The sequence below is a fragment of the Mucilaginibacter aurantiaciroseus genome, from assembly GCF_024055595.1.
Lineage (GTDB): Bacteria > Bacteroidota > Bacteroidia > Sphingobacteriales > Sphingobacteriaceae > Mucilaginibacter > Mucilaginibacter aurantiaciroseus.
Window position 1 is genome coordinate 1,136,247 of the sequence record NZ_JAMXOF010000001.1, and the last position, 21,415, is coordinate 1,157,661.

Annotated in this window: 17 protein-coding genes and 1 tRNA gene; 6 read left to right on the forward strand and 12 right to left on the reverse strand. The window is 41.7% G+C overall.

Annotated elements, in window-relative coordinates; all coding sequences use genetic code 11:
- Positions 1–19: 19 nt before the first annotated feature.
- Complete coding sequence (gene fbp / locus NAF17_RS05225; RefSeq protein WP_252756921.1) at positions 20–1,069, forward strand: class 1 fructose-bisphosphatase; 1,050 nt, start codon at positions 20–22, stop codon at positions 1,067–1,069.
- Between the two features lie 44 nt (positions 1,070–1,113).
- Here fbp and rnhA read toward each other — a convergent pair whose 3' ends face one another.
- Both rnhA and NAF17_RS05235 read right to left on the reverse strand, forming a co-directional pair.
- On the reverse strand, positions 1,114–1,581 hold the full coding sequence (rnhA, locus tag NAF17_RS05230; protein ID WP_252756922.1) for a ribonuclease HI: 468 nt from the start codon (positions 1,579–1,581) through the stop codon (positions 1,114–1,116).
- Between the two features lie 112 nt (positions 1,582–1,693).
- On the reverse strand, positions 1,694–3,787 hold the full coding sequence (locus tag NAF17_RS05235) for a heavy metal translocating P-type ATPase (protein ID WP_252756923.1): 2,094 nt from the start codon (positions 3,785–3,787) through the stop codon (positions 1,694–1,696).
- A 107-nt stretch (positions 3,788–3,894) separates the two neighbouring features.
- On the opposite strand from NAF17_RS05235, the gene NAF17_RS05240 reads away from it, so the two are divergent.
- Together NAF17_RS05240 and NAF17_RS05245 are read left to right on the forward strand one after the other, a co-directional pair.
- Positions 3,895–3,968, forward strand: a tRNA-His gene (locus tag NAF17_RS05240).
- A 441-nt stretch (positions 3,969–4,409) separates the two neighbouring features.
- On the forward strand, positions 4,410–6,923 hold the full coding sequence (locus NAF17_RS05245; RefSeq protein ID WP_252756924.1) for a M1 family metallopeptidase: 2,514 nt from the start codon (positions 4,410–4,412) through the stop codon (positions 6,921–6,923).
- Positions 6,924–7,275: 352 nt separating this feature from the next.
- Here the strand turns inward: NAF17_RS05245 and NAF17_RS05250 are convergent, their stop codons facing one another.
- From NAF17_RS05250 to NAF17_RS05265, 4 genes are all read right to left on the reverse strand, one after another.
- Positions 7,276–7,461 carry a hypothetical protein gene (locus NAF17_RS05250; RefSeq protein ID WP_252756925.1) on the reverse strand — a complete coding sequence of 62 codons (186 nt, stop codon included), beginning with the start codon at positions 7,459–7,461 and terminating at the stop codon, positions 7,276–7,278.
- A gap of 407 nt (positions 7,462–7,868) precedes the next feature.
- Positions 7,869–8,882: a YncE family protein gene (locus tag NAF17_RS05255; protein WP_252756926.1), complete on the reverse strand. Its 1,014-nt coding sequence runs from the start codon at positions 8,880–8,882 to the stop codon at positions 7,869–7,871.
- A gap of 31 nt (positions 8,883–8,913) precedes the next feature.
- Complete coding sequence (locus NAF17_RS05260; RefSeq protein ID WP_252756927.1) at positions 8,914–10,122, reverse strand: right-handed parallel beta-helix repeat-containing protein; 1,209 nt, start codon at positions 10,120–10,122, stop codon at positions 8,914–8,916.
- A gap of 13 nt (positions 10,123–10,135) precedes the next feature.
- Positions 10,136–12,856, reverse strand: a complete 2,721-nt coding sequence (locus NAF17_RS05265) for a TonB-dependent receptor (RefSeq protein ID WP_252756928.1) — start codon at positions 12,854–12,856, stop codon at positions 10,136–10,138.
- A 573-nt stretch (positions 12,857–13,429) separates the two neighbouring features.
- Between NAF17_RS05265 and NAF17_RS05270 the strand changes: the two genes are divergently transcribed.
- Both NAF17_RS05270 and NAF17_RS05275 read left to right on the forward strand, forming a co-directional pair.
- Positions 13,430–13,696 carry a DUF1801 domain-containing protein gene (locus NAF17_RS05270; RefSeq protein ID WP_252756929.1) on the forward strand — a complete coding sequence of 89 codons (267 nt, stop codon included), beginning with the start codon at positions 13,430–13,432 and terminating at the stop codon, positions 13,694–13,696.
- A gap of 25 nt (positions 13,697–13,721) precedes the next feature.
- Positions 13,722–13,955, forward strand: coding sequence for a YdeI/OmpD-associated family protein (locus NAF17_RS05275; protein WP_252756930.1), 234 nt, complete (start codon positions 13,722–13,724; stop codon positions 13,953–13,955).
- Positions 13,956–14,032: 77 nt separating this feature from the next.
- Here NAF17_RS05275 and NAF17_RS05280 read toward each other — a convergent pair whose 3' ends face one another.
- Positions 14,033–14,314: a hypothetical protein gene (locus tag NAF17_RS05280; protein WP_252756931.1), complete on the reverse strand. Its 282-nt coding sequence runs from the start codon at positions 14,312–14,314 to the stop codon at positions 14,033–14,035.
- 199 nt (positions 14,315–14,513) lie between these two features.
- Here NAF17_RS05280 and NAF17_RS05285 point away from each other — a divergent pair, with 199 nt between their 5' ends.
- Complete coding sequence (locus NAF17_RS05285) at positions 14,514–14,855, forward strand: RNA recognition motif domain-containing protein (protein WP_252756932.1); 342 nt, start codon at positions 14,514–14,516, stop codon at positions 14,853–14,855.
- On the opposite strand, the gene NAF17_RS05290 is transcribed toward NAF17_RS05285, so the two are convergent.
- The 5 genes from NAF17_RS05290 to NAF17_RS05310 form a co-directional block, all read right to left on the reverse strand.
- Complete coding sequence (locus tag NAF17_RS05290) at positions 14,844–14,996, reverse strand: hypothetical protein (protein WP_252756933.1); 153 nt, start codon at positions 14,994–14,996, stop codon at positions 14,844–14,846. The two genes, NAF17_RS05285 and NAF17_RS05290, sit on opposite strands and share 12 nt — an antisense overlap.
- Before the next feature lie 14 nt (positions 14,997–15,010).
- Positions 15,011–15,469, reverse strand: a complete 459-nt coding sequence (locus tag NAF17_RS05295) for a glycoside hydrolase family protein (RefSeq protein ID WP_252756934.1) — start codon at positions 15,467–15,469, stop codon at positions 15,011–15,013.
- A 132-nt stretch (positions 15,470–15,601) separates the two neighbouring features.
- Positions 15,602–18,973, reverse strand: coding sequence for a DEAD/DEAH box helicase (locus NAF17_RS05300; RefSeq protein ID WP_252756935.1), 3,372 nt, complete (start codon positions 18,971–18,973; stop codon positions 15,602–15,604).
- 81 nt (positions 18,974–19,054) lie between these two features.
- Positions 19,055–20,944 (reverse strand): AAA domain-containing protein, encoded by a 1,890-nt coding sequence (locus NAF17_RS05305; RefSeq protein ID WP_252756936.1) that lies wholly within the window; start codon positions 20,942–20,944, stop codon positions 19,055–19,057.
- Complete coding sequence (locus NAF17_RS05310; RefSeq protein ID WP_252756937.1) at positions 20,931–21,380, reverse strand: DUF4112 domain-containing protein; 450 nt, start codon at positions 21,378–21,380, stop codon at positions 20,931–20,933. Before NAF17_RS05310 ends, NAF17_RS05305 begins: the two co-directional genes overlap by 14 nt.
- Between the last annotated feature and the right edge of the window lie 35 nt (positions 21,381–21,415).

The window sequence follows — 21,415 nt, forward strand, 5'->3', positions numbered from 1 at the left end:
AATTTATACACTAAGCTATATGAAGGCAGTTAAAACTTTAGGACAATTTATTATAGAAAAACAAGCCGATTTCCCATATGCCAAAGGGGAGCTATCAAGGCTTTTGCGCGACATAGGCATAGCTGCCAAGATTGTTAACCGCGAGGTGAACAAAGCCGGCCTTGCTGATATTTTAGGCGATGCCGGTACCATCAACATCCAGGGTGAAGGTCAAAAGAAACTGGATGTTTATGCCAATGAGCAATTCATCTCCGCTCTTAAATATGGCGGCGAGTGCTGCATGGTTGCCTCCGAAGAAAACGATGAATGCATCCATATCGAATCCGAGATCTCTAAGGATGCAAAATATGTTGTAGCTATCGACCCGTTGGATGGTTCATCAAACATTGACGTAAACGTAGGAGTAGGCACTATCTTTTCTATTTATCGACGTATCTCTGCCCAGGGCAAAGCCGAATTAAGCGATGTGTTGCAACGTGGTACTGAGCAGGTTGCTGCGGGATATGTGATCTATGGTTCGTCGACCATGTTAGTTTACACAACAGGCAAGGGTGTTAATGGCTTTACGCTTGATCCATCAATTGGCGAGTTTTGCCTATCGCATCCAAGTATGCGCATCCCCGATGATGGTATTATTTATTCTATAAACGAGGGATATTATTCGCACTTCCCCGATGGGGTGAAAAAGTATATCAAATATTGCCAGGTAGAGGATGCTAAAACCAACAGGCCATATACCTCACGCTATATTGGTTCAATGGTGGCCGACCTACACCGTAATATAATAAAAGGTGGTGTATTCATTTATCCCCTTACTGCGGCCGCGCCAAATGGCAAACTGCGTTTGGTTTATGAATGCAACCCCATGGCGTTTATTATAGAACAGGCAGGCGGTAAAGCCAGCAACGGCTATAGCCGGATCTTGGAATTAGAAGTTAACGAACTGCACCAGCGCTCGGCAATATTTATTGGTTCAAAAAATATGGTTGCAAAGGCCGAAGAAATGATGGCCTGCTTTTCACCGCAACTTACCAAAAAAACTTTTGAGGGAGAGGTTTGTTTGCAGTAGTTAGTTCATGGTTCATTGTAGTCAATAATAACTATGAGCTTATGTTACGCACCCGTTTTAGCGGCTTCTACTTCAAAAAACGAATCTATCAGCAGGTCTTTTTGTTTGCCGGCGGCTACTGCAAGTTGGTCGCAACGTTCGTTTTCGGGGTGGCCGTTATGGCCGCGTACCCAAACAAATTTAACGTTTTGCACTTTGGCAATATTCAGGTAACGCATCCAAAGATCTTTGTTTTTTTTGCCGGCAAAACCCTTAATAACCCAGCCGTGTACCCAGCGTTTTTCTATCGCATCTATAACGTATTTGGAGTCGGAGAAGATGGTAACAGACTGGTTGGGTGATTTGATAGCCTCCAACCCGGTGATAACAGCAAGCAGCTCCATACGGTTGTTGGTAGTTTTACGAAACCCGGCGCTCAGCTCCTTATAATGCTGGCCCGACCTCATAATAACCCCATAACCACCCGGGCCCGGGTTACCACTTGATGAACCGTCTGTAAAAATTTCTATCATTTGTTAGTTAATGGTTGATGGTTCATTAAATCATAGCCTGAACCATTAAGTTCAAGCCTCAAAAGTATAAAACTTTATGATACCACAACGGCAAAGCAGCTGCTATGAACTATTATATATTAACCCTTTTTACTTTCAAACGCAGCGAATTACCTATTACAATAATATCTGAAAATGCCATGGCCAATGCACCAACCATTGGGTTTAAAAAGCCAAGCGCGGCAACGGGTATCGCCACAATATTATAGGCAAAAGCCCAAAAAAGATTTTGCTTAATGGTAAGCAAAGTATGCCTGCTGATCTGTAAAAATTTCACTACAGATTGCAGATCGGTATTCAGCAAGATCACTTTTGCTGATTGAATAGCTATCTGGCTGGCATCGTTCATAGATACGCCCACATCTGCCTGAGTTAGGGCAGGGGCATCGTTTATACCATCGCCTATCATTATGGTTTTACCTTTTTTGCGGTACATATCAACCAATTTCAGCTTGTCGTCAGGCAGCATTTCGGGATGAACCTCATCAATACCCAAAGCGGATGCCACAACTGCGCAACGTGTTTTTTTATCGCCACTCACCAATACCGGGATAATGCCGTCCTTTTTTAATTGGGCTATTAAACTGGCAGCATCTGGCTTAATGGTATCATCAACCGCTATTTGCGCCATGCGTACCTGGTTGCGGTATAACGTTAAATTGAAATTATCAAGTGTTTTATGCCTGGCTGTACCCAGGAAGTAATTGTTGCCTTCAACATCCTCGGCACGCATACCCAAGCCTTTTTCCTCTTTGGCGTTACGCAATATCACTTTTTGTTGTGGCAGCGATTGCAACTCGCCTACCATTGATTTCGCGATGGGGTGATTAGAACGCTCTTCAATAGCCATAATTACCCCACGGACCTGCTCTACAGTAAAACCTTCCTCGGGCTTGATTTGATGGATACTGAATTTGCCAGTAGTAAGCGTGCCAGTTTTATCAAACAGCACATATTTGGTATTGGCTACAGCTTCGATAGTATCGCCACCTTTTATCAGGATACCATTTTTTGCGGCGCGGCCTAAACCAACCATAACAGCAGTCGGCGTAGCCAAACCCATAGCGCATGGGCAAGAAATAACCAGTACCGCTATAGCATGTAGCATAGATTGTTGCAGGCCGGCATCGGTAGCGAAGTAAGTTATTACAAAGGTTGCAAGGGCTATCAGGATCACTACCGGCACAAATATCGAGGCCACCTTATCGCCCAGTTTTTGTACGGGAGGCTTGGCGGCCTGGGCTTTCTTCATCAGGTCTATGATCTGCGACAGTGTGCTGTTAGAACCTACTTTGGTAGCCATAATGCGGATGTTACCCTGTTGCAATATAGTACCGCCGATAACTTTATCATACTTGGTTTTAGCAACCGGAATGCTTTCGCCGGTTATCATGGCTTCATTTATCAATGCAACGCCTGAGATAACTTCGCCATCTACAGGTACCTGGTCGCCTTCATTAACCAATAGGGTATCGCCCGATAAAACATCTTTAGCGCTTATTACTTCAACGCCGCCGTTAATAACGCGGTTGGCATTTACCTGCTGAAATTTCATCAAGTCTTTTACTGCCGATGTAGTTTGGTTAACTGAGCGTTTCTCAAAAACATTGCCCAATAAAACCAGCGTGATAATGGTAGCGAAGGTTTCATAGAACAGGTAATGCTCGCCAAGGTTTTCTATTGTACCCACCAGGCTGTAAATAAAGGCCGAGGTTGAGCCGACGAAGATTAACACATCCATATTGGGTACGCCGTTTTTTAAGGAACTGTAGGCGCTTTTACCAAAGTGCAGGCACCCAACCGCAAACACGGGCAGGCAAAGTATAAGCTGTACTATAGAGTTATGCAGAAAATGCCACGGGAAAATCATGTGCAGCAGGAGTGGGGCGGTAAAAAAGGCGCAGAAGATGAATTTATTCTCCACCTTTTCGTAAAACGTGGTTGGCTGGATGTTTTCTTCATCAACAACTTTAAAGCCCAGGCTTTCGATATCTTTAATGATCTGGGGCAGGATAGATTGATCGGCAGTACTAAATTTCACCTCTTCGGACGCGAAATTAACCAACACATCATGCAAGCCTTTCTTCTCCAATAACTTATGGATACTCATTGCGCAATTATTACAATGCATACCGGTTACATTCAACTCCACTAATTGCTCTGCCATAGCTACAAAAATAACTTAAGGGCCTGTTAAACAGGTAAGCAGAGTGTAATTTTAAAAAATGCTTTGCAAATTGGGTTTAGATTTCTATTTTTGCAGCCTCCAATACGGTAGATGTAGCTCAGTTGGTTAGAGCATCGGTTTGTGGTACCGAGGGTCGTGGGTTCGAGCCCCATCATTTACCCTTTTTTATCTCTACTAGAGATAAAAAGCCAAATATCTAATAATTAACAGATTAGATATTTGGCTTCTCTATTATAATCCTAAAAGTACTTGTAAACTATATCAACGTATTTTACACTCAAGAATCTACTGTGCTGCAAATATCTTATAGATTTTCGGAGCGCTCATAAATATTCCACTGTCAAATTAGTAATGGATTTGGGGCTCCAATTGTTGATAAGACGATTGCAATTGACTATAATTCCAAGCCACTGGCGTTTAGCTGACTATATTTCTGGCTGATTTAACCTGCTTCTTTCCTAACGAGGTCAATAACAAGATAGGCTGGTAGCATTAAATACTCCAATATTGTTCGAGTCAGAATAGCTTTTACGACACATAATTTGCACCAATTTAACACACACGCAATTGCTACTGCAGACTTACTTTTTTAAATAGTAATATGCAATACATAGTACCTTATAATGTATATTTTTGGGATTCCAATTTTTCATTACTTATGAGAACTCCGAAGTTTGCTGCAGTTTTTTTTCTTTTATTGATCGGAGTAACAAAACTCAGGTCCCAGTCATTAGGTACACAACCAACAAATAGCTATAAAAATGCGGTTACTATAACGTATGACTTAATCCATACTGTGTTGGATGTTAGTTTTGATTTCCATCAAAGATCATTGATAGGAAAAGAATGGATAACCCTAACACCGCATTTTTATCCGGCAGATACGATAAAGTTGGATGCAAAGGCAATGAAAATCAATGCAGTCAGTATTATTAAAAATAAGAAATCACTCCCGTTGCGATATACTTATGACAGTTTGTATCTTAATATTAAGTTAGATCGGTCATACAATAAGGGGCAAAAAATAACTTTGTTTATAAGTTATAAAACCTTGCCCGACGTTGTTTTTGCAAAAGGAGAGCATGCTTTACATTTCATTAACCCGGACGATCTAAAAAATGGCAAGCCAACGCAAATCTGGAACAACGGAGAACCGGAAAATAATTCCTCGTGGTTCCCGACCATCGATAAGCCAAATCAAAAGACAACCCAAGATATATCACTCACTGTGCCGGCTAAGTACACAACACTTTCTAACGGCGCTTTAAGATCTCAAAAGATAAATAAAGACGGTACTCGAACAGACAGATGGGTAATGGACCTACCGCATTCTCCTTATCTGTTTATGCTGGCCGTAGGGACGTTTAGTATCATAAAGGATACTTGGCATGGAAAAGAGGTGAGTTATTACCTTGATCCGCCTTATGCCAAAAATGCCCGATTTATATTTTTGAATACAGTTGAGGCAATTGATTATTTTTCTAAGCTTACCGGTATACCTTATCCGTGGAATAAATACAGCCAAATTAAATTGCACGATTACAGCGGAGCAATGGAAAATACCACAGCGACAGCTTTCGGCGAAAACGGACAAAACAGTCTTAGAGAATTAGCGGACAGGAATTACGACTCCGGGAATATACATGAATTGTTTCACCAATGGTTTGGAGACTATGTAACCGCGGAAAGTTGGGCCAATATTTCATTGAATGAGTCTTTTGCCGACTTGGGTGAGATTTTATGGGCTGAACACAAGTATGGCGCTGATGTTGCCGACGACCATTTACAGGTAGGTTTGAAAGGATATTTAGCCAATGCGGATGGTTGGAAAAAACCGCTTGTTAGATATTATTACGGTAATGAGCAAGAAGTTTTTGACGGAATTAGCTATCAGAAAGGTGGGCGGATTTTGAATATGCTGCGTCATTATATTGGAAATAATGCTTTTTATAAAGGCGTGCATATTTATTTAAAAACGTATGCTTTCAAAAACGCTGAGGTAGGACAATTAAGGTTAGCTATGGAGGAAGCGAGTGGCCTTGATCTTAATTGGTTTTTTGATCAGTGGTTTTTTGGAGCAGGGCATCCGGTGCTAACTATAAATTATGTTTGGGATGAATCGTTAAAAACAGAACATGTTTACATTCAACAAATGCAGGAAGGCAAATCTTTTGTACTACCAGTAGCCATTGATATCTATGCAGACGGCAAAACCGAACGGCATCGGGTTTGGTTACGTGGCACAGCTGACACTCTTTCTTATAAACTTAACCATAAACCAGATTTGGTAAATGTAGATGCTGAGAAAATACTCGTGGTCGCCAAAACGGATAATAAAACCTTAAAGGAATTTGCTTTTCAATATTTGAATGCCTCGTTATTTATGGATCGTTATGAAGCTATCGACGCTGCTGCTGTACAGCAGAGCGATCCTTATGCCCAGTCAATTTTAAATGCGGCACTAAAAGATAAATATTACGGCATCCGGATGAAGGCCATTATGGCGCTCGATCTTAAAAATAATGCCATTAAAAATTCGACTTTACCTGCCTTAGTTGAAATTGCCACTAATGAAAAGAATAATCTTACTCGTGCCGAAGGTATTAACAAGTTAGGAACCTTAAATGATCATAGCTACGAATCGCTATTCCGGGACGCTATGCAAAGTTCTTCGTATGCTGTCCAGGGTGCTGCTTTAAGCGCTCTGGGTGAGATAAACAAAGATCTTCAATTTAAATTGGCAAAGAAATATGAAGGGGATTGTAAAGGCAAATTAAAGGAAACAATCCTTGATATTTTTACAAGATCAGGAAAGAATCAAGAATGGAACTTTGTATATCACTGCTACGCAGATGGAGATTCCCCCGTGCAGTATGCTTTTACAAGGCAATTTGCCGATTTTATTTCGCGAGTTGATAACCCGCTTTATGCACAGCACGGAATATCAGCAATTAAAGCCTTGGTAATTGGTGAGAGAAAATTTGGAATTGTCCCACGTATTATTGCTATCCTTAATCAAATTAGAGTTCAGCGTATCAAATTAAACGATGCTGCAAGTGCTAAAGCAATTGATGAAGCGATAATGGAAATAAGTGCTAAAACTAAAGCTAATTAGAAGACATATCAAAACTAATAGTACTCAAGATGATTGTCTTTAATCATAGTTTAACTAATAAACTGATAAAGTCGGGGACAAGTAGAACAGCAACATAGAACATCTATTGTAGAGCTGCCAATTACTCTACTATGGATGTTACTTTTTATGATTTAAGTGTTAAACAAATCACCCGAAAAACACGAATTATGGTCTTTAAGAAGAGCATCGTATTCTTTGATTTTTTTCGGTAAATCGACCAAACGCTTTAAATCAGCGATAAATTTTGACGATATTTGTACCGTTAAGCACCCTTCACGGGGCAAGAGATTTTCAGAAGTCTTTTGCCCCTTTTTTTAACGTGCCATCCTGATCAATTCCAGTCGCAAACTTTCCAAAATCTGTTTGTCATTTGCTTTAAACTGATACAAAAGCGAGGGCAAATCATTAACGGAAGTATACAATGCATCCACTGTGCCAGCAATTCTGCCTTATGGGCAAAAACATCATTATTAAACAAAAGCATTTCTATCTGCTGCAGGCCCATCGGTTCTTTCATTTCTAATTATAGTTCTTCAACTTCATGTTTTGCCGGTGTATTGTATAATTTTGTTTCGCTGGGAAAAAAATACGATTTAAAAAAAAAATTCTTTTATATAGCAAGCGGCAGTTAACTAAATATCTTTTGGTTCATCTAATAATTATCGGTTCATTACTGATCATTTTAGTCGCATCATAAAGCTCCTTAACCGATGCTGCAAATACCCTCGTGTTCTTACTAAAGGCTCCGGTTGTAGCAGTAGCGTCAATATCTTCTTTATCTTAAGCAGTACCTGAAATTAGCACCACTAATATTGTGAATATAGATAAAAAATGTAAGCGACTTTTTTTCATTTATCCACATACAATGGGATTACTGATCCCGGAGCCAGATCGCTAACTCCGGGATCAATTCCTTTTTTAAGTTTATTTTTTAAATTGAAAAACCAATAATTTAAATGAACCCGGCACGGGGCTTTTGCTCCCTTGCTGGTAATCGGAAACCGGAAAATAGATTTGATGGGTCGCAGCGTCTATTGCCATTGTTTTTGCACGAGGTTGTGTAGTTAACGTTTGCAGTATTGTATAGTTATCAGCACTGTTTTGTTGAAATACATTAGCCGTGCCATCACCATTAGAGGCTATTACCAGTTTATTAACCGGATCATAAACTACTGCGTCCACTCCTGCACCAATTGGAAGTGTTTGTATGATTTTACCATTATTGGCATTAATTACGCTCATACCTTTATTTTCACGACAAACCGTAAACAACCGGTGATTAATTTTGTCCAAAGCCAAGCCAGTTGGCCCACCGCATGGATCAAGCGGATAGCTTTTTATTACCTTCAATGTTTTCGTATTGATAACAGCCAGGCGACTTTTATCTTCCAGATTGGTAAATATCAGCCCTTTGCCGTCAGATACCGCAAATTCTGGTGCACCGCCCGCATCAATAGCGCCAACTTCTGTTAAATTCTGCGGATCTATTACCGCTACAGAACTACTGTGACCTTCAAACGCAAAAATCTTTTTTGAGAATGGATCATAAATAATGCCATCAGGGTTTTTGCCGGTCACAGGGATGGTTTTAATGATCTTTAATGTATTTATATCGAAGGCAATAATTGCGTTAGCCTTACCATCACTTATAAAACCTCTATTTAAATCGTTCGCTATAGCGATACCATGCACTCCCTGCATACTATCGATTACGCCGATTGTTTTGCCGCTTTCCAGATCTACAACATTTACAATCGTGCCATGGGAAGCATACAAATGTCGGTTGATCTGGTCTATATAAACATAATCATTACTACCATCCCCAGACAGTGGTATTGTTTTTTCCAATATGTATTGAGGACTTTGCGCAAAAACATTTACGGAACTGATTCCGATACAGAACGCAACACTTAAGAGACGGTAATATATATTTTTCATGAGCATAATTTAAATGTTTAATGTTTAGTTATTAATGCTGGTTGCCTTTTCCATCAGATGTATAGGCGCCCAAGTCGAGGTTATACTTGGGATTGCCTGCACTGAAAGCCGGTGAACTGTTCTTTAAGCGAAAATCATAATTGTTTGGGAAACCGTTTGGTGCTGCTACGGTGCCGTCAAAATTGACAAATAATGGGTCCTTATCGCCTATTTTTTTAGAGATAAGGTCTGAAATCTGTGGTTTACCCGCGGCCCCTTCGGGATAAAAATTATCACGGATGTTGATTTTTTGTGTAGGGACTACTAGGTCAGCATAGGTATCAACTGTTGCATAAAATAAGTTGTTACCATAAGTGGTTTTTGTTATGTCGCCGTCTGTAAACAGCTCGATGCCATGATAGCAGTTCACGATGATATTGTTGTAAATATGGCCAATGCCATTAACGCCTACAGAAACTGCCCGGCCAGGTTCTGCAGACCCCCTTCGCCAGCCATTAGATATAAGCGTGTTATTGTAAACATCAACCTCTGTTTGTGGAAAGGGTATTTTGGAGCTGGTCTCCAGTTTAATACCGGAACCTGCCTGACTAAAAATAACATTATAGGCTACCACGCCCTTAACACCCGTTTTCAAGTTTATACCTTCACCGTCCGTACTGCCCGATGAACTGATTGTATTTCTTAAGATAGTAACCGTAGCGCCATTACTAATAGCCATTAAATCGTCCTGCCCATTGGTAAACCAGGAATCTTCGATATCTACGTTGATAGCTTTTTTTACTTTAAGTGATCCCCGGGCATCGCCTTTTGCATCCGGGCCGCCGGTGTTGTCGATATGCGTCCATTTAATTGTGATTGCTTCAGCTGTATCACATTGCAGGCCGCCCCAGGTACCCGGTTTATTACTGTCTGAGTTAAATAAGATGGGCTGATCTTTTGAACCAATTAACATTAAAGACCCCTGCACATTTATTTGGGCATTGTTTTTTACTATCACAATAGTGCCTGGCTGTGCAGACAGCGTATCTCCCTTTTTTATAGTTAAATCAGCCGTAACAGTATAGGTTTGGCCTGTTACCAACGTCCCTTTTACAAACCCGCTGATATTACCCGGCGATATTGGGCTGGAGGTAGGTATTTTTATTTCATTAAAAGTGGTTAACTCGGCTTTTTGACAGGCGCTGAAGGTAGCAGCCAGCAGCAAATTTGCTGCAAGTATATAGCTGTATTTTAATTTCATTCTCTTATTTAGTTTAAAGTGCATAACGGAAACCAATATTGAAACTCACATTATAAATATCCTTTGACTGGATGAGATCGTTGATCTTCACTGTTGTAGGTGTGTTAAGTAGGTTGTTGACTTTGGTGGTCAGCGTAAAGTGCTTGCTTACCTGTTTCTCGCCCGAAAGTGCCAGGAATGACTGCGGCTGCTGGTAATAATCGTAACCGTAGTTACTGTACACCAAGGTCAGTGTACGGCTACTATAGGTATAAGCTAATTGAACAAAGGCTTTTTGCTTGTCGTTTTTATAAAGCAATGATAAGTTCACTACATTGCCGGTTTGCCCTTGTAGTGGCCTGCTTTGAAGCTTAGGGACCGAAGTGGTTACGCCGCTGGCATCAGTAGATGTATAAATTTTTGTAGTATTTATATTAGAATAAGTGTAGGTATAATTACCTGATACACCAAGATTGCCGAAGTATTTGCTGTAAACTACTTCGGCTCCTGCAACTTTTGCTGTACCAAAGTTTTGAGGTGTAGTACTCAGCTGGCCATTATTTGAACCATTTAAAGCAAATTCTATAGGGTTAACGATGTTTTTGTAAAAAACGCCTATAAAGAGTTGCTCTTCCTTTCTCGGGAAAAGTTCATATCGCATGTCATAGTTGTCTGCTTTGGTGTGCTGCACTAAGGGGTTACCGGTTACATCAGTACTCTGACCAAGTGTTGGGGTAGGTACAAGCTCATATAATGCAGGGCGAGAAATAGATTTAAAAAACGAAGCCCGTAAATTTGAGGTTTCCGTAAGCTTATATTTTAATTGTAAACTCGGTAAAATATCTGCGTATGTTTTTTTGGCGTTACTCCTAATATCTAATACAACCGGGTGAGTGTCATAACCTTGCTCAGTATTTTCTACACGAACACCGCCTAATACATCAAGCTTATTCAATGTAAGTTTAAATTCACCGTAACCAGCTGTTATGTTTTCATAGGCTGTATAATTGGCCTTATCGCTAGCCAGTGAGCCGGTAACATTGTAAACTATCCAATCTGCTGAGTATATATCAGTGAATGGGCTTTTCACACCATTTGCTGTTGCAGTAGGCCGTAGTGAATATTCGTTCTGAAGATTATAGCGTGTGCTGTGCCTATATAAGCCTCCGACCTTTAACTCCAAGGAATTATTGATGCCAATTCCCGTTTTATATCCCAAATTAGCAATTGCACTCAGGTCCTTATTACCATTTTTTTGCCAAATGCGAGATACATTATTAAAGTAATCAGGCGTACTGGTGAAATCAGGATTTACTAAATGATTATATGAAATATCAGCCCGATCAGGCGAAACTTGTGTGGCATTCGAATAAACCCCCGCCCAGTCAAACAGGAAATGTGGAGATAACACATGCTTACCTGATAGTTTGAGATTTTCTACATATTGATTTTGTAGCGTAGAACGGTTGTCATTAAACACCGTACCGGTACCGGGCCCAACCCGCCCGCCATTTCCACCTAAAATAGATGTATCAATACTTAAACGGCTTTGAACAAGGCGGGTGTAAAGGAATACATTGTCGAGACTTAACTTATTATTGTCATCAAACTTATAGTCCAGATGGCCGGATAAACCATTATTCATTTGCTGGGTGGAGTAAGTACGGTTAGCTACATCAGAAATAACCGGCTGAAAACCTTTACCCGGCCTTGTATCCAACTGGGCGTTATTAAATTGTGAATTGGTGCCATAATACTGGTTTTGATAGCTATCCCCAATAATAAAACCTAATTTATTGTTAAAGAAACGACGGCCATAGGTAAAGCCCAACAAAGAAGTAGGCGGGGCGTTTTTTTGAGTAAAATCCAGGTTGGCCCTCGAAAAATAACCCGGCGGGGCTAAGTAAGCCGGGCCGAACCTTTGAACAGGGCTTTTACTTTGAACAGCACCCTGATTAAAGTTGTCATATTTTCGGTTAAAAAAAAGCCCGCTGTAACCGATAGAACCATTAGCCTTAAAATATTCGTACTGCGGAGCATCTTTAAATACCAAATTAACAGTGCCGCCAATTGCATCTCCATCCATTTCTGGGGTTAAAGATTTGCTAACCTCTATATTTTCTAACAAATCCGAGGGTACTATGCTCAGTGATATAAACCGCGACACAGGGTCAGGGCTGGTCACCTTCACCCCGTTAATCAGCGTATTGTTGTAACGTGGCTCCATACCCCTGATAATGGCATAGGCATCGTCCGAACCGCTATTGCGCTGTATAGTTACTCCAGAAACTCGGGATAAAGCGTTTGCCGCATTGATATCCGGCGACCGTAGCATAGCCTGTGCCGAAATGACATTAGTGATGTTATCTGCGTTTTTTTCTGAGCGGCGCGAGGAAGCTTCTGATTCTTTGTTTGCTTTGCCATAAACCCGCACCAGTTTAAGTGATTGTGCTTTTTCGACAAGTGGAATGTTTAACACTTGATTGCCGGAGATTTGTATTTTTTTTTCGTATTCGGTGTATCCGATATACTTTACCTTTAATTTATACTGACCCGGATTGATACCGTTTATCGCATAATAACCAAAGGCATCTGTTATAGCCCCTCCCTTTATATCGTCAAAGTGTACATAAGCACCAGTCAGAGGCTCTTTTGTTGTCTCATCAACAATCTGGCCCTTTAACGTAAATTGTTGACCATAAGAAAAAGATGCTGCAAAAAGAAGTAGCGAAATAAGGTAAATTATTTTCTTCATAAAGTATTTTTTTACAAAGCACCCCGCTAAATCTGTAGAAAAATTGAATAACTAATGAAAATTAAAATATTAATACATTGATAATCAGAAATTAATAAACAAAGGTCTTTATATAGATTATTGTGCCGAATTGGGTAAAAATTTAATTTTAGTTTAACGTAACACGAAGGCTATATACTAAATTCATCCATTACGAGCAGCTGTATCCTTTCCAGTAAAGTAAGTTCCTTGATATACAAGTCGGCTGCCTTAGCCATCTTCAGTTTAACGATTTTGCCTTAGACGTTCTGGCATAAAATATCCGTTAGCCAAACACACAGGCCTGATGGCCAATAACGGAAGCCACATAGCTTTTACCGATTCCGGGGCTACCCGTAACAAGTATAGACATTAATTTATCATACTTATTTTTTCAGGGTAAAGTGATCTACCGGTTCCCCTCAATGGTTTATAATACTAAAACATTTAGTTAGCTTTACTATTCATTCGAAAGGAAAAAGTAATATAAAGTATAGAATAAGGCGTCTATCAATTGAACCTCAATTCCAGTTTAAAACGTAAATCCCCTTGCACATGTACTGTCCGGATGGGGTGGAGGTTATAAAATGGGGTATTCCACATTTTGAGTATAATAAAGATAACTTGTGTGTGATGGCGTCTTATAAAAGTCATTGCTCTTTCACATTCCTGAAAGACGAAATAATGAGCGATCCGCGTCTAAAAGTAAACAAAGGTTTGAAACCCATCCAAAAGTTTCTGGGAAAGGTCAATAAGCTAGGAGATCTGCCGCCGGACGAGGGTTTTACAGCTATGCTTGATGAAGCCATGCAGTTAAAATGAGAAAGGCATCAAAATAAAACGTAAGATGTCTGTAAATGATAAACCCAAGGTACTTGAGACACCTGATTACCTATTGACCGCTTTAATTGTTAATCCGAAAGCAAAGGATATTTTTGAAAACAAGTCTAATTCGTTCCGCAGGGAGTACATTATTTGGATCAGCGATGCTAGGACTGACGAAACGCGTCAAAAAAGAATAAGTGAAGCTTTGGAATGGATAGGAGAAGGAAAAGGTAGATTTTGGAAGCATCAGAAATAACGGCTTTTTTGGATAAAATACATCAAAATGCCCCCTTTTGGCCAGTTCAAAAAGGTCCCCTTAGCCAGTTGAAAGCCTTATCCCCTCAACCTCATATTAACGGCAATAATTCGTTCTATCAATTGGCTGTGCGATGAACTGTCGTCTGATACATTTACATCAATTGCGCCGTAGTTATTTAATGCGTCGCCCGCTTCCTGTGCTTCGCGGGTTGATTGGGCATGAACGGTTACAACAGAGCCGTTACATGCTAATGATACAAAGTGTTCTGCTTTATTATCAACATCCACTAATTGGCTAAAAAAGTTGCCTATATGGTCGTGCTCATCAGGTTGTCCACCGCGTGTGTACATCCACATTTTCGCTTGTTAAGCCATTAGCTAATAAATAAGAGCTTACTTCATCAGCAAGTTCTGCACTTTCAAAAATTCCAATTACTGTTATTATAGCTGTTAAATAAAACCCGGGCTATAATTGTTTTATGCCATCCGTATGTATTAATTAGCCGTATGTGTTTTATAAATAAGAAGAATAGCTAATATTGCGTTGTATTTACTTATGACAAAAATCTTCATCGGCGGTTTCCCGCTTGATATTACCGAACTGGAACTGGTGCAGCTAATTAGCTGGCATGGTTCTGTTAGCACCATTAAAATTGTGCGCGATAAAAAAACACGTATTTGTAAAGGCTATGCCTTTGTAGAAATGGAAGATCGTATAGGTGCAGAAAATGCTGTAATTGCATTAGATGGCACCATGCTGCAAGGCCGCGAACTTACCCTGAATATCACTGAAGACCAGCCTGTAAAGAAAGCACCAAGCCCAAGGCCTTATACTAAACCATCCGCACCCGCTGATACGGCAGATCGCCCTAAGCGCCCCCGTAGATTATCCTCGTAATTTACCGGTCAGGTAATCGGCGCTTAATTTTTCAATCGTGATGCTGCCTTTTGTGCGCCAATCTGTAAAAGCCAGGTATGCTGTTCCATCGTCATCAATAAAAGTATTATCGTCGCCGTTGTTGAGGCCGGCAAAAGGCATGTCAGTATAAACGACTAAATGTGGCTCTGTAACCTCGTTAAAAAGGCCCACAGGCGTTTTGCTGGTAAACACGCGGTAAGCAACGCGGTTATCCACAGCACGTATAATTTATTTTTTTGGTTATAAATCACCTGCGGGCGATAGCAGCCGTAAGTTTTGCCGTCGCAGCGGGTTTGCTTAACGGTTGTTGTGGCATCAAACAGGTACCCGCGATCCGTCCAGTTGTTCATATGCTTGGACGAATACACCTTAAACCCGCAGAATGGCGCGCCTTTGTTTCCCCACTGAAAGCCGCAATCGTAGCTGGTGCCATAGAGGTAGTAGGTACCGTCGAAATATCCAATCTCACCGTCGTGCGCGTCAACAGCGTTGCCAACGGTACTGAAGCGCGTTATCTGCCCGCCGTTCTTATTAAAGCTTTTTATCTGCGCGAGGGCAGTGTTTGCAGTTAAAGCAAGATAAGCAAAGCCCAAAAGCAGAGCGGCGATTTTTTTTTTCGGGAAGGTTGTTCATAATTGGCTTATTACAAAACAAACCTAATTAAAAGCGATTTTTTAATGATACACTTTTTGATATATAAGATGTTAAAATTGATACCGCCGGTATTATTTGCGCAGTAAACCAAGCAGGTCGGCTTTGGAAAACGATTGCAGGAACGAAGTATCCGTTTTGATAAGGTCTTTAACAAGCTGTTGTTTAGCAACCTGCATCTCCATAATTTTCTCCTCAACTGTATTAGGGCATATCAACCTTACCGCTACCACATTATTGTTTTGGCCAATGCGGTGCGAGCGGTCTATAGCCTGGTTCTCTACCGCAGGGTTCCACCATGGGTCAACCAGGTAAACGTAATCGGCTTCGGTTAGGTTGAGGCCAACACCACCTGCTTTTAGGCTGATTAGGAATACTCTGATTCCGGGGTTGTTTTGGAAATTATTTACGGTTGTTTCGCGGTTACGGCTGCTGCCGGTTAACCAACTATACTTGATGTTACGTGCAATCAATTCCTTTTTGATCAACTCCAGCATGGTCACAAACTGCGAGAACACCAGGATCTTATGCTGTGGCGATTTGCTTTCTATCTGCTCTATAAGTATATCGATCTTAGCCGATTCGCCGCCCGGTGGCTTATCGCCGGTAAGCAACATGGGCGAATCGCAGATCTGGCGCAAGCGGGTAAGGCCTTTCAACACATTCATCGGGCTGCGTTTTAGCACATCATCGGTAGTGGCTGAGATGTATTCCCTAAACTCTTTCTCATAAGCATCATAGATGCCGCGCTGTTGTGGCTGCATTTCGCAGTACAACACCATTTCGGTTTTTTCGGGAAGTTCTTCGGCTACCTGCTGCTTTGTACGCCTTAAAATGAATGGTTTTATTTTGGTCTGTAATTCAGCCGCACGCTTGTTGCTCTTGAATTTATCGATAGGCACCGCGTAAATATCTTTAAAGTATTGCTTGGTGCCCAGCAAACCCGGGCAAGCGAATGATAGCTGCCCGTACAGGTCAAAGGTGTTATTCTCAATAGGCGTACCTGTAATAACAATGCGGTTGCGTGCTTTAAGCAATCGCACAGCTTTATAGCGTTGTGAATCCGGGTTTTTAATGGCCTGAGATTCATCCAAAAAAATATAATTGAAACGATAGCTTTTCAGGAAATTTACATCGGTTAGCAAAGTACCGTAGGAGGTAAGGATCACCTCGAAAGTATCAAACTCCTCGGTGTTCTTGATGCGGTCGGCACCGTAAATGGTGTGGATACGGATGGATGGGGCAAACTTTTTTAGCTCCATTTGCCAGTTGAATATCAGAGACGTGGGCACAACCAGCAGGTTGGTGTTATGCTTTACTTTATCGCGTTGCAATAGTATAAAAGCGATAATCTGCAAGGTTTTACCAAGCCCCATATCATCGGCCAGGCATCCGCCAAAGTTAAGGTCATCCAATAAGTTAAGCCATTTTAGGCCTTGGTGCTGGTAGGGGCGCAGCGTCCCTGTAAAATCGGGCGAGATGGAAACTTCTTGCAACACATCAAAATCCATTACCTTTAGCTTCAGGTTTTGAATATCGATTTTAGCTTCCTCATCCAGCATAGTGTCGTCAAAAAGCTCGGATACGGTCTGGAAGTTTGTTTTGGGGATCTGCAGCATATCATCTACTATCTCGCCCGAGTTAAAGTATTCGGCAAATTTCTCTATCCATTCGGCAGGAAGGATTCCCATGGTGCCATCGTCCAGCTGCACGTACTTACTTTTATTGCGCACGGCTTTGTTTACCTGTTTCAGGGCGGCACGTTTGCGGCCAAAGCGTACATTAACTTCAGTATTGAACCAGTTGATGCCGCTCAACACTCTGATGGTGATGTTCACCTTGTTGGGGTTAAGCTTATTGCCTTCCAATTCGTTAAAGCCTAAAACGGTAATGTTATTGGATTTCCAATCCTCAAATACATTCAGGAACCAATCCTCCTGCAAAAAATAACGTTTGTGCAGGTAAAAGTAGGGCAGGTCGTCGCCCTCCAACTGCTCCGGGAACCATGGGTGCTGTTTGATGAGCAGGGAGGTAAAAGCCAGTTCGGCTTCTTCATTACGGTCAACCAAAAACTCTTTTCCTTTAGCATCCCTGCCATAGATCATGCGCTTAGTGCGCACCGGGATCTCGGCCTCGCCATAACGCATCACGGGCAACAGCATCACGTGGCTGCCAAAATCCGACAGGTAGATGATCTGCTCGGTTTCTTTTGCGAAGCCCTGCTGCTGTAACTGCACGGGCGTAGCTGGCTTAACATGCTTGTAGGCGACTAATATATTATCCTCCAGCTTCGACAAAAACTCGCTTTTAAATTCCCCGAATTTTGATTGATGGACAAGCAGATTATCCGGCCTTTTTTTGAGCAGGTCTATCAACGCCAACACCTGCAGATTATTTACCAGGTAAAGCGTGTCGTTTAATAATACAAAATAGTTAAAACGCAGATCGAGATATTTAAGCGGATGATCTGTTTTGCCGATCTTAACCGAGCCAAATATTTCAAAAAACTGCCCCTTACTGTTAACCGTTAACTTCACATCATGAGGGAGCATGGCCATCTTAACCGGTACTACAGATGTAGCCGTAATATTTTCTGAGAGCGTATTATCGTGGTAGTAAAAAGGATAATCGGGTGTGTTTTTAACAATAGCGCGCAGGGCTTTTATATCAGCCTCGGTGCGTTTTGAGTTAAGGTGGTTTTGAAATTTGTTGACGCCCGTATAAAACTTTAGGCGGTTGTTATCTTCCGTTTCCCAGATCAGGTCTAAGGGGTTTACGGCGGCCATCGGGTTCTTGATCTTGCCCTCTTTTGTGGTTCGGGCCAAGTACAATTCAATGAACAGGTACTGGTAATATTTATGCTGTTTGATAACTACACAAATCGTACGATCATCGTATTTAACCGGCTGGTTTACAGCTGGTATGATCAAATCATTTAAACTAGATAAGCTTTCTTTGGTAACAGGCATAAGCGAGGTGCTTACCGGGCTAACACTGATTAATTTATGCTGATAATCAAGCTTAAAATAGCGGTCAAGGTCGGGTTCGTTTTCCAACCCGTAATCATAAGCTGAGCGTTTAAATTTTTCGTAGCGACGCTTATTATTGAAGAAAATGCCCAGCTCATCCCGGCGGATAATGGCGCCTAAAACAAGGGCCTGGTGCTCGCAAAGTTTGCCCGGTGGTGTATCACAATTGCAGGTGAATAATAAACCATCAGCTTGCTGCAAAACACCTACGGACGGGAATATTCCGTCGGCTTGGTTAATGAATACCCCTTCGTTTACAGCAATATGCTTTGGGCTGATATCCTTGTATTGGTCGGCATCGGGATAAACACCGGAAGCCGTATTTTTGGCAATAATAACCTCGGTGATATTTTGAAAGGAGATATCCCTCAAAATAAAAATACGGTCGGTTATATAGTTATTCTTTACGTTGCTCACCTAAATTTCGCCTTTGCCTAAGGCATTAAATATCCTAAGAATAAAGTAGAGTATGCTATTAAATTATGCACAAAAGAGTTATTAACTTGTATAATCCCATGCGCTTTGATAGCCGCCAATTTGCTCTGCGTAACTCATCATATCCGCATAAAAAGGCAGGCGGGTAATGGTTGCGCTATCACCGATGATCACCAGCTTTTTGCGCGCACGGGTCATAGCTACATTCATCCGGCGGATATCCGACAGGAAACCAATAATACCATCGGGGTTACTTCGCGTCATGCTGATATAGACCACATCACGTTCCTGCCCCTGGAAGCTATCTATGGTATTGATAGAGATCTGATCGGCATGCGGCAACAGGGCAGATGCGTCAAACAGTTCTTTTAAGATTCGTATTTGACTTTTATATGGCGAAATAATAGCTATTGATGGGAATGGCAAACCTTTGGCTTCAATAGTATCTGCCAGTTGCTGTAAATGCTTTAGCAGGAACACCGCCTCCTCGGGGTTTACGGAACTTGTACCATCTGGTTTTTCGTCAAATCCACAACCCGAGGTATCCACAAAGCTCATCGGTAAATCACCCTCAAAAAGTAAACGGTTAGCTACGGATGTATTCGCTTTTAATCGGTTGCCATAAAACTCTTTGGACGAGAAACCCATAATGGACTCGTTCATGCGGTATTGTTCTTCCAATAACACAACGGCATTTGGGTGCAGTACCGCGCATTTTTCCAGCAGGGTAGTGCTCAAACCCTCATTAGCGGCTTTATTAGATTTTATGGTCGGCGGCAATTGGAAATGGTCGCCTGCCATAACCAATTTTTGCGCTTTTAGTATCGGAATCCAACAGGCAGGTTCAAGCGCCTGGCCTGCTTCATCAATCACAACGGTATTAAATTTTACGTCACGCACGGTGTAGTGGTTGCTGCCCACTAATGTTGCGGTTATGATTTGAGCCTTTGATACCAGGTCGTCGATAATGAACTGCTCTATCTTGCCCACATCTTTTATCATACGGTGGGCTTCGTCAAACAGGGCCTTGCGCTGGTCGCGTTCGGCTTTACCAAAACTGCGCTTATATTTGTGGGCCATATCTTTATACCCCGCAGCCTGCTTTTTAAGCTGCTTAATGTCCTTGGTGTAAGCATGCGCCGCCATCTTGCTATCCAAAGTAAGCGATATTAACTTTTCTGATACTTTAGACGGGTTGCCTACGCGCAAAACATTCAGGCCCTCATTTGCCAGTTTTTCGCTTAATAGATCTACAGCGGTGTTGCTTGGTGCTACCACCAATATCTGTTTGCCATCTTGTTTAATGAGGCGTTTAATGGCCTGCACAATGGTGGTGGTTTTACCAGTTCCTGGCGGGCCGTGTACAATGGTAAGGTCCTGCGCGGCCAATACCTTTTGCGCGGCTGAATATTGCGAAACGTTTAGCCCCTCTATAGGTGCCTCGTAGATCTCGTTAAATGATGGCTCTGCTTGTCCTGTTAACACACGGATTAGTTTACCCTCTGGTTTATCCGCTAATGCCGATGCCTGTTTAAGGGCATTCTGCATTTCATCATAGCTGTTATTATCAAAAAGCAGCTCGATGCCCAGTTTGCCGTTGCGTGTCCAGTCGGGCAGTTCATCGGTAAATAGGGTTATTTTGAGGCGGTCGCCACCTGTATAAGCTATTGTTCCTTCCACGCGGTCGGTGCCGGCATCATGGTTAGAGAACAGCACCGCCGGGGCACCAAACTTAAACTGATGCGATAGATCTTTATTGGTAGTACGTTCAACTTCTACCGTAAGGTAATCGCCCCGGCTTGGTTCCGAGCCACGGATGGCGACAGGGTACCAGGTGATGCCTGCCGCGCGCCTGTCGGTTACGGATGAAGTTTGCGTGAGTTTTAAATATGTACCCCTGTCTTCCTCACGTTCGGTTTTAAGCAGCGAGAGCAGGTCTTTAAAATAGTCCATTGCTGCAAAGGTAAGCTAAAGCCTTACCGTAAGGAAACAATTTAAATAGCAAGTGTAAGAGCAGGTAACTTAAGTGTAAAACCGCGCTGATAACTATTAAGAGAACTATCAATAATATCGTGATAATACCATTGCCGCTGTCGGTGTGCTTGCCTTCGCGGTAATGTTCTTTTGATAGTTTGATGTTGCGAATGTTGGCTTTGATATAAAAATCGGAGATCTGCCCCACAATAGGTATTGTGCCTACGATGGTGTCTATACTTATATTGATGGCCATGAGGATAAGCACTTTGCGGCTTATGCCGTTTTTGGCTATTACATAAAGCAATACCGCCGATACGATAAAATCCGATAGATCGCTCGCAAAAGGGATAAGATTAAGAATAGGGTCTAGCCTTAAACGGAAGTTGGTACCCGGTACTTTAAAATTTATCATCCATTACCGATGCTACCCGCTCTACCCACTTAAAC

Bases quoted from the DNA above. Each gene is read 5' to 3' on its own strand.
- fbp (WP_252756921.1), top strand. From the start codon at position 20: ATGAAGGCAGTTAAAACTTTAGGACAATTTATTATAGAAAAACAAGCC.
- rnhA (WP_252756922.1), bottom strand. From the start codon at position 1,581: ATGATAGAAATTTTTACAGACGGTTCATCAAGTGGTAACCCGGGCCCG.
- NAF17_RS05235 (WP_252756923.1), bottom strand. From the start codon at position 3,787: ATGGCAGAGCAATTAGTGGAGTTGAATGTAACCGGTATGCATTGTAAT.
- NAF17_RS05245 (WP_252756924.1), top strand. From the start codon at position 4,410: ATGCAATACATAGTACCTTATAATGTATATTTTTGGGATTCCAATTTT.
- NAF17_RS05250 (WP_252756925.1), bottom strand. From the start codon at position 7,461: ATGAAAGAACCGATGGGCCTGCAGCAGATAGAAATGCTTTTGTTTAAT.
- NAF17_RS05255 (WP_252756926.1), bottom strand. From the start codon at position 8,882: ATGAAAAATATATATTACCGTCTCTTAAGTGTTGCGTTCTGTATCGGA.
- NAF17_RS05260 (WP_252756927.1), bottom strand. From the start codon at position 10,122: ATGAAATTAAAATACAGCTATATACTTGCAGCAAATTTGCTGCTGGCT.
- NAF17_RS05265 (WP_252756928.1), bottom strand. From the start codon at position 12,856: ATGAAGAAAATAATTTACCTTATTTCGCTACTTCTTTTTGCAGCATCT.
- NAF17_RS05270 (WP_252756929.1), top strand. From the start codon at position 13,430: ATGTACTGTCCGGATGGGGTGGAGGTTATAAAATGGGGTATTCCACAT.
- NAF17_RS05275 (WP_252756930.1), top strand. From the start codon at position 13,722: ATGTCTGTAAATGATAAACCCAAGGTACTTGAGACACCTGATTACCTA.
- NAF17_RS05280 (WP_252756931.1), bottom strand. From the start codon at position 14,314: ATGTGGATGTACACACGCGGTGGACAACCTGATGAGCACGACCATATA.
- NAF17_RS05285 (WP_252756932.1), top strand. From the start codon at position 14,514: ATGACAAAAATCTTCATCGGCGGTTTCCCGCTTGATATTACCGAACTG.
- NAF17_RS05290 (WP_252756933.1), bottom strand. From the start codon at position 14,996: ATGCCTTTTGCCGGCCTCAACAACGGCGACGATAATACTTTTATTGAT.
- NAF17_RS05305 (WP_252756936.1), bottom strand. From the start codon at position 20,944: ATGGACTATTTTAAAGACCTGCTCTCGCTGCTTAAAACCGAACGTGAG.
- NAF17_RS05310 (WP_252756937.1), bottom strand. From the start codon at position 21,380: ATGATAAATTTTAAAGTACCGGGTACCAACTTCCGTTTAAGGCTAGAC.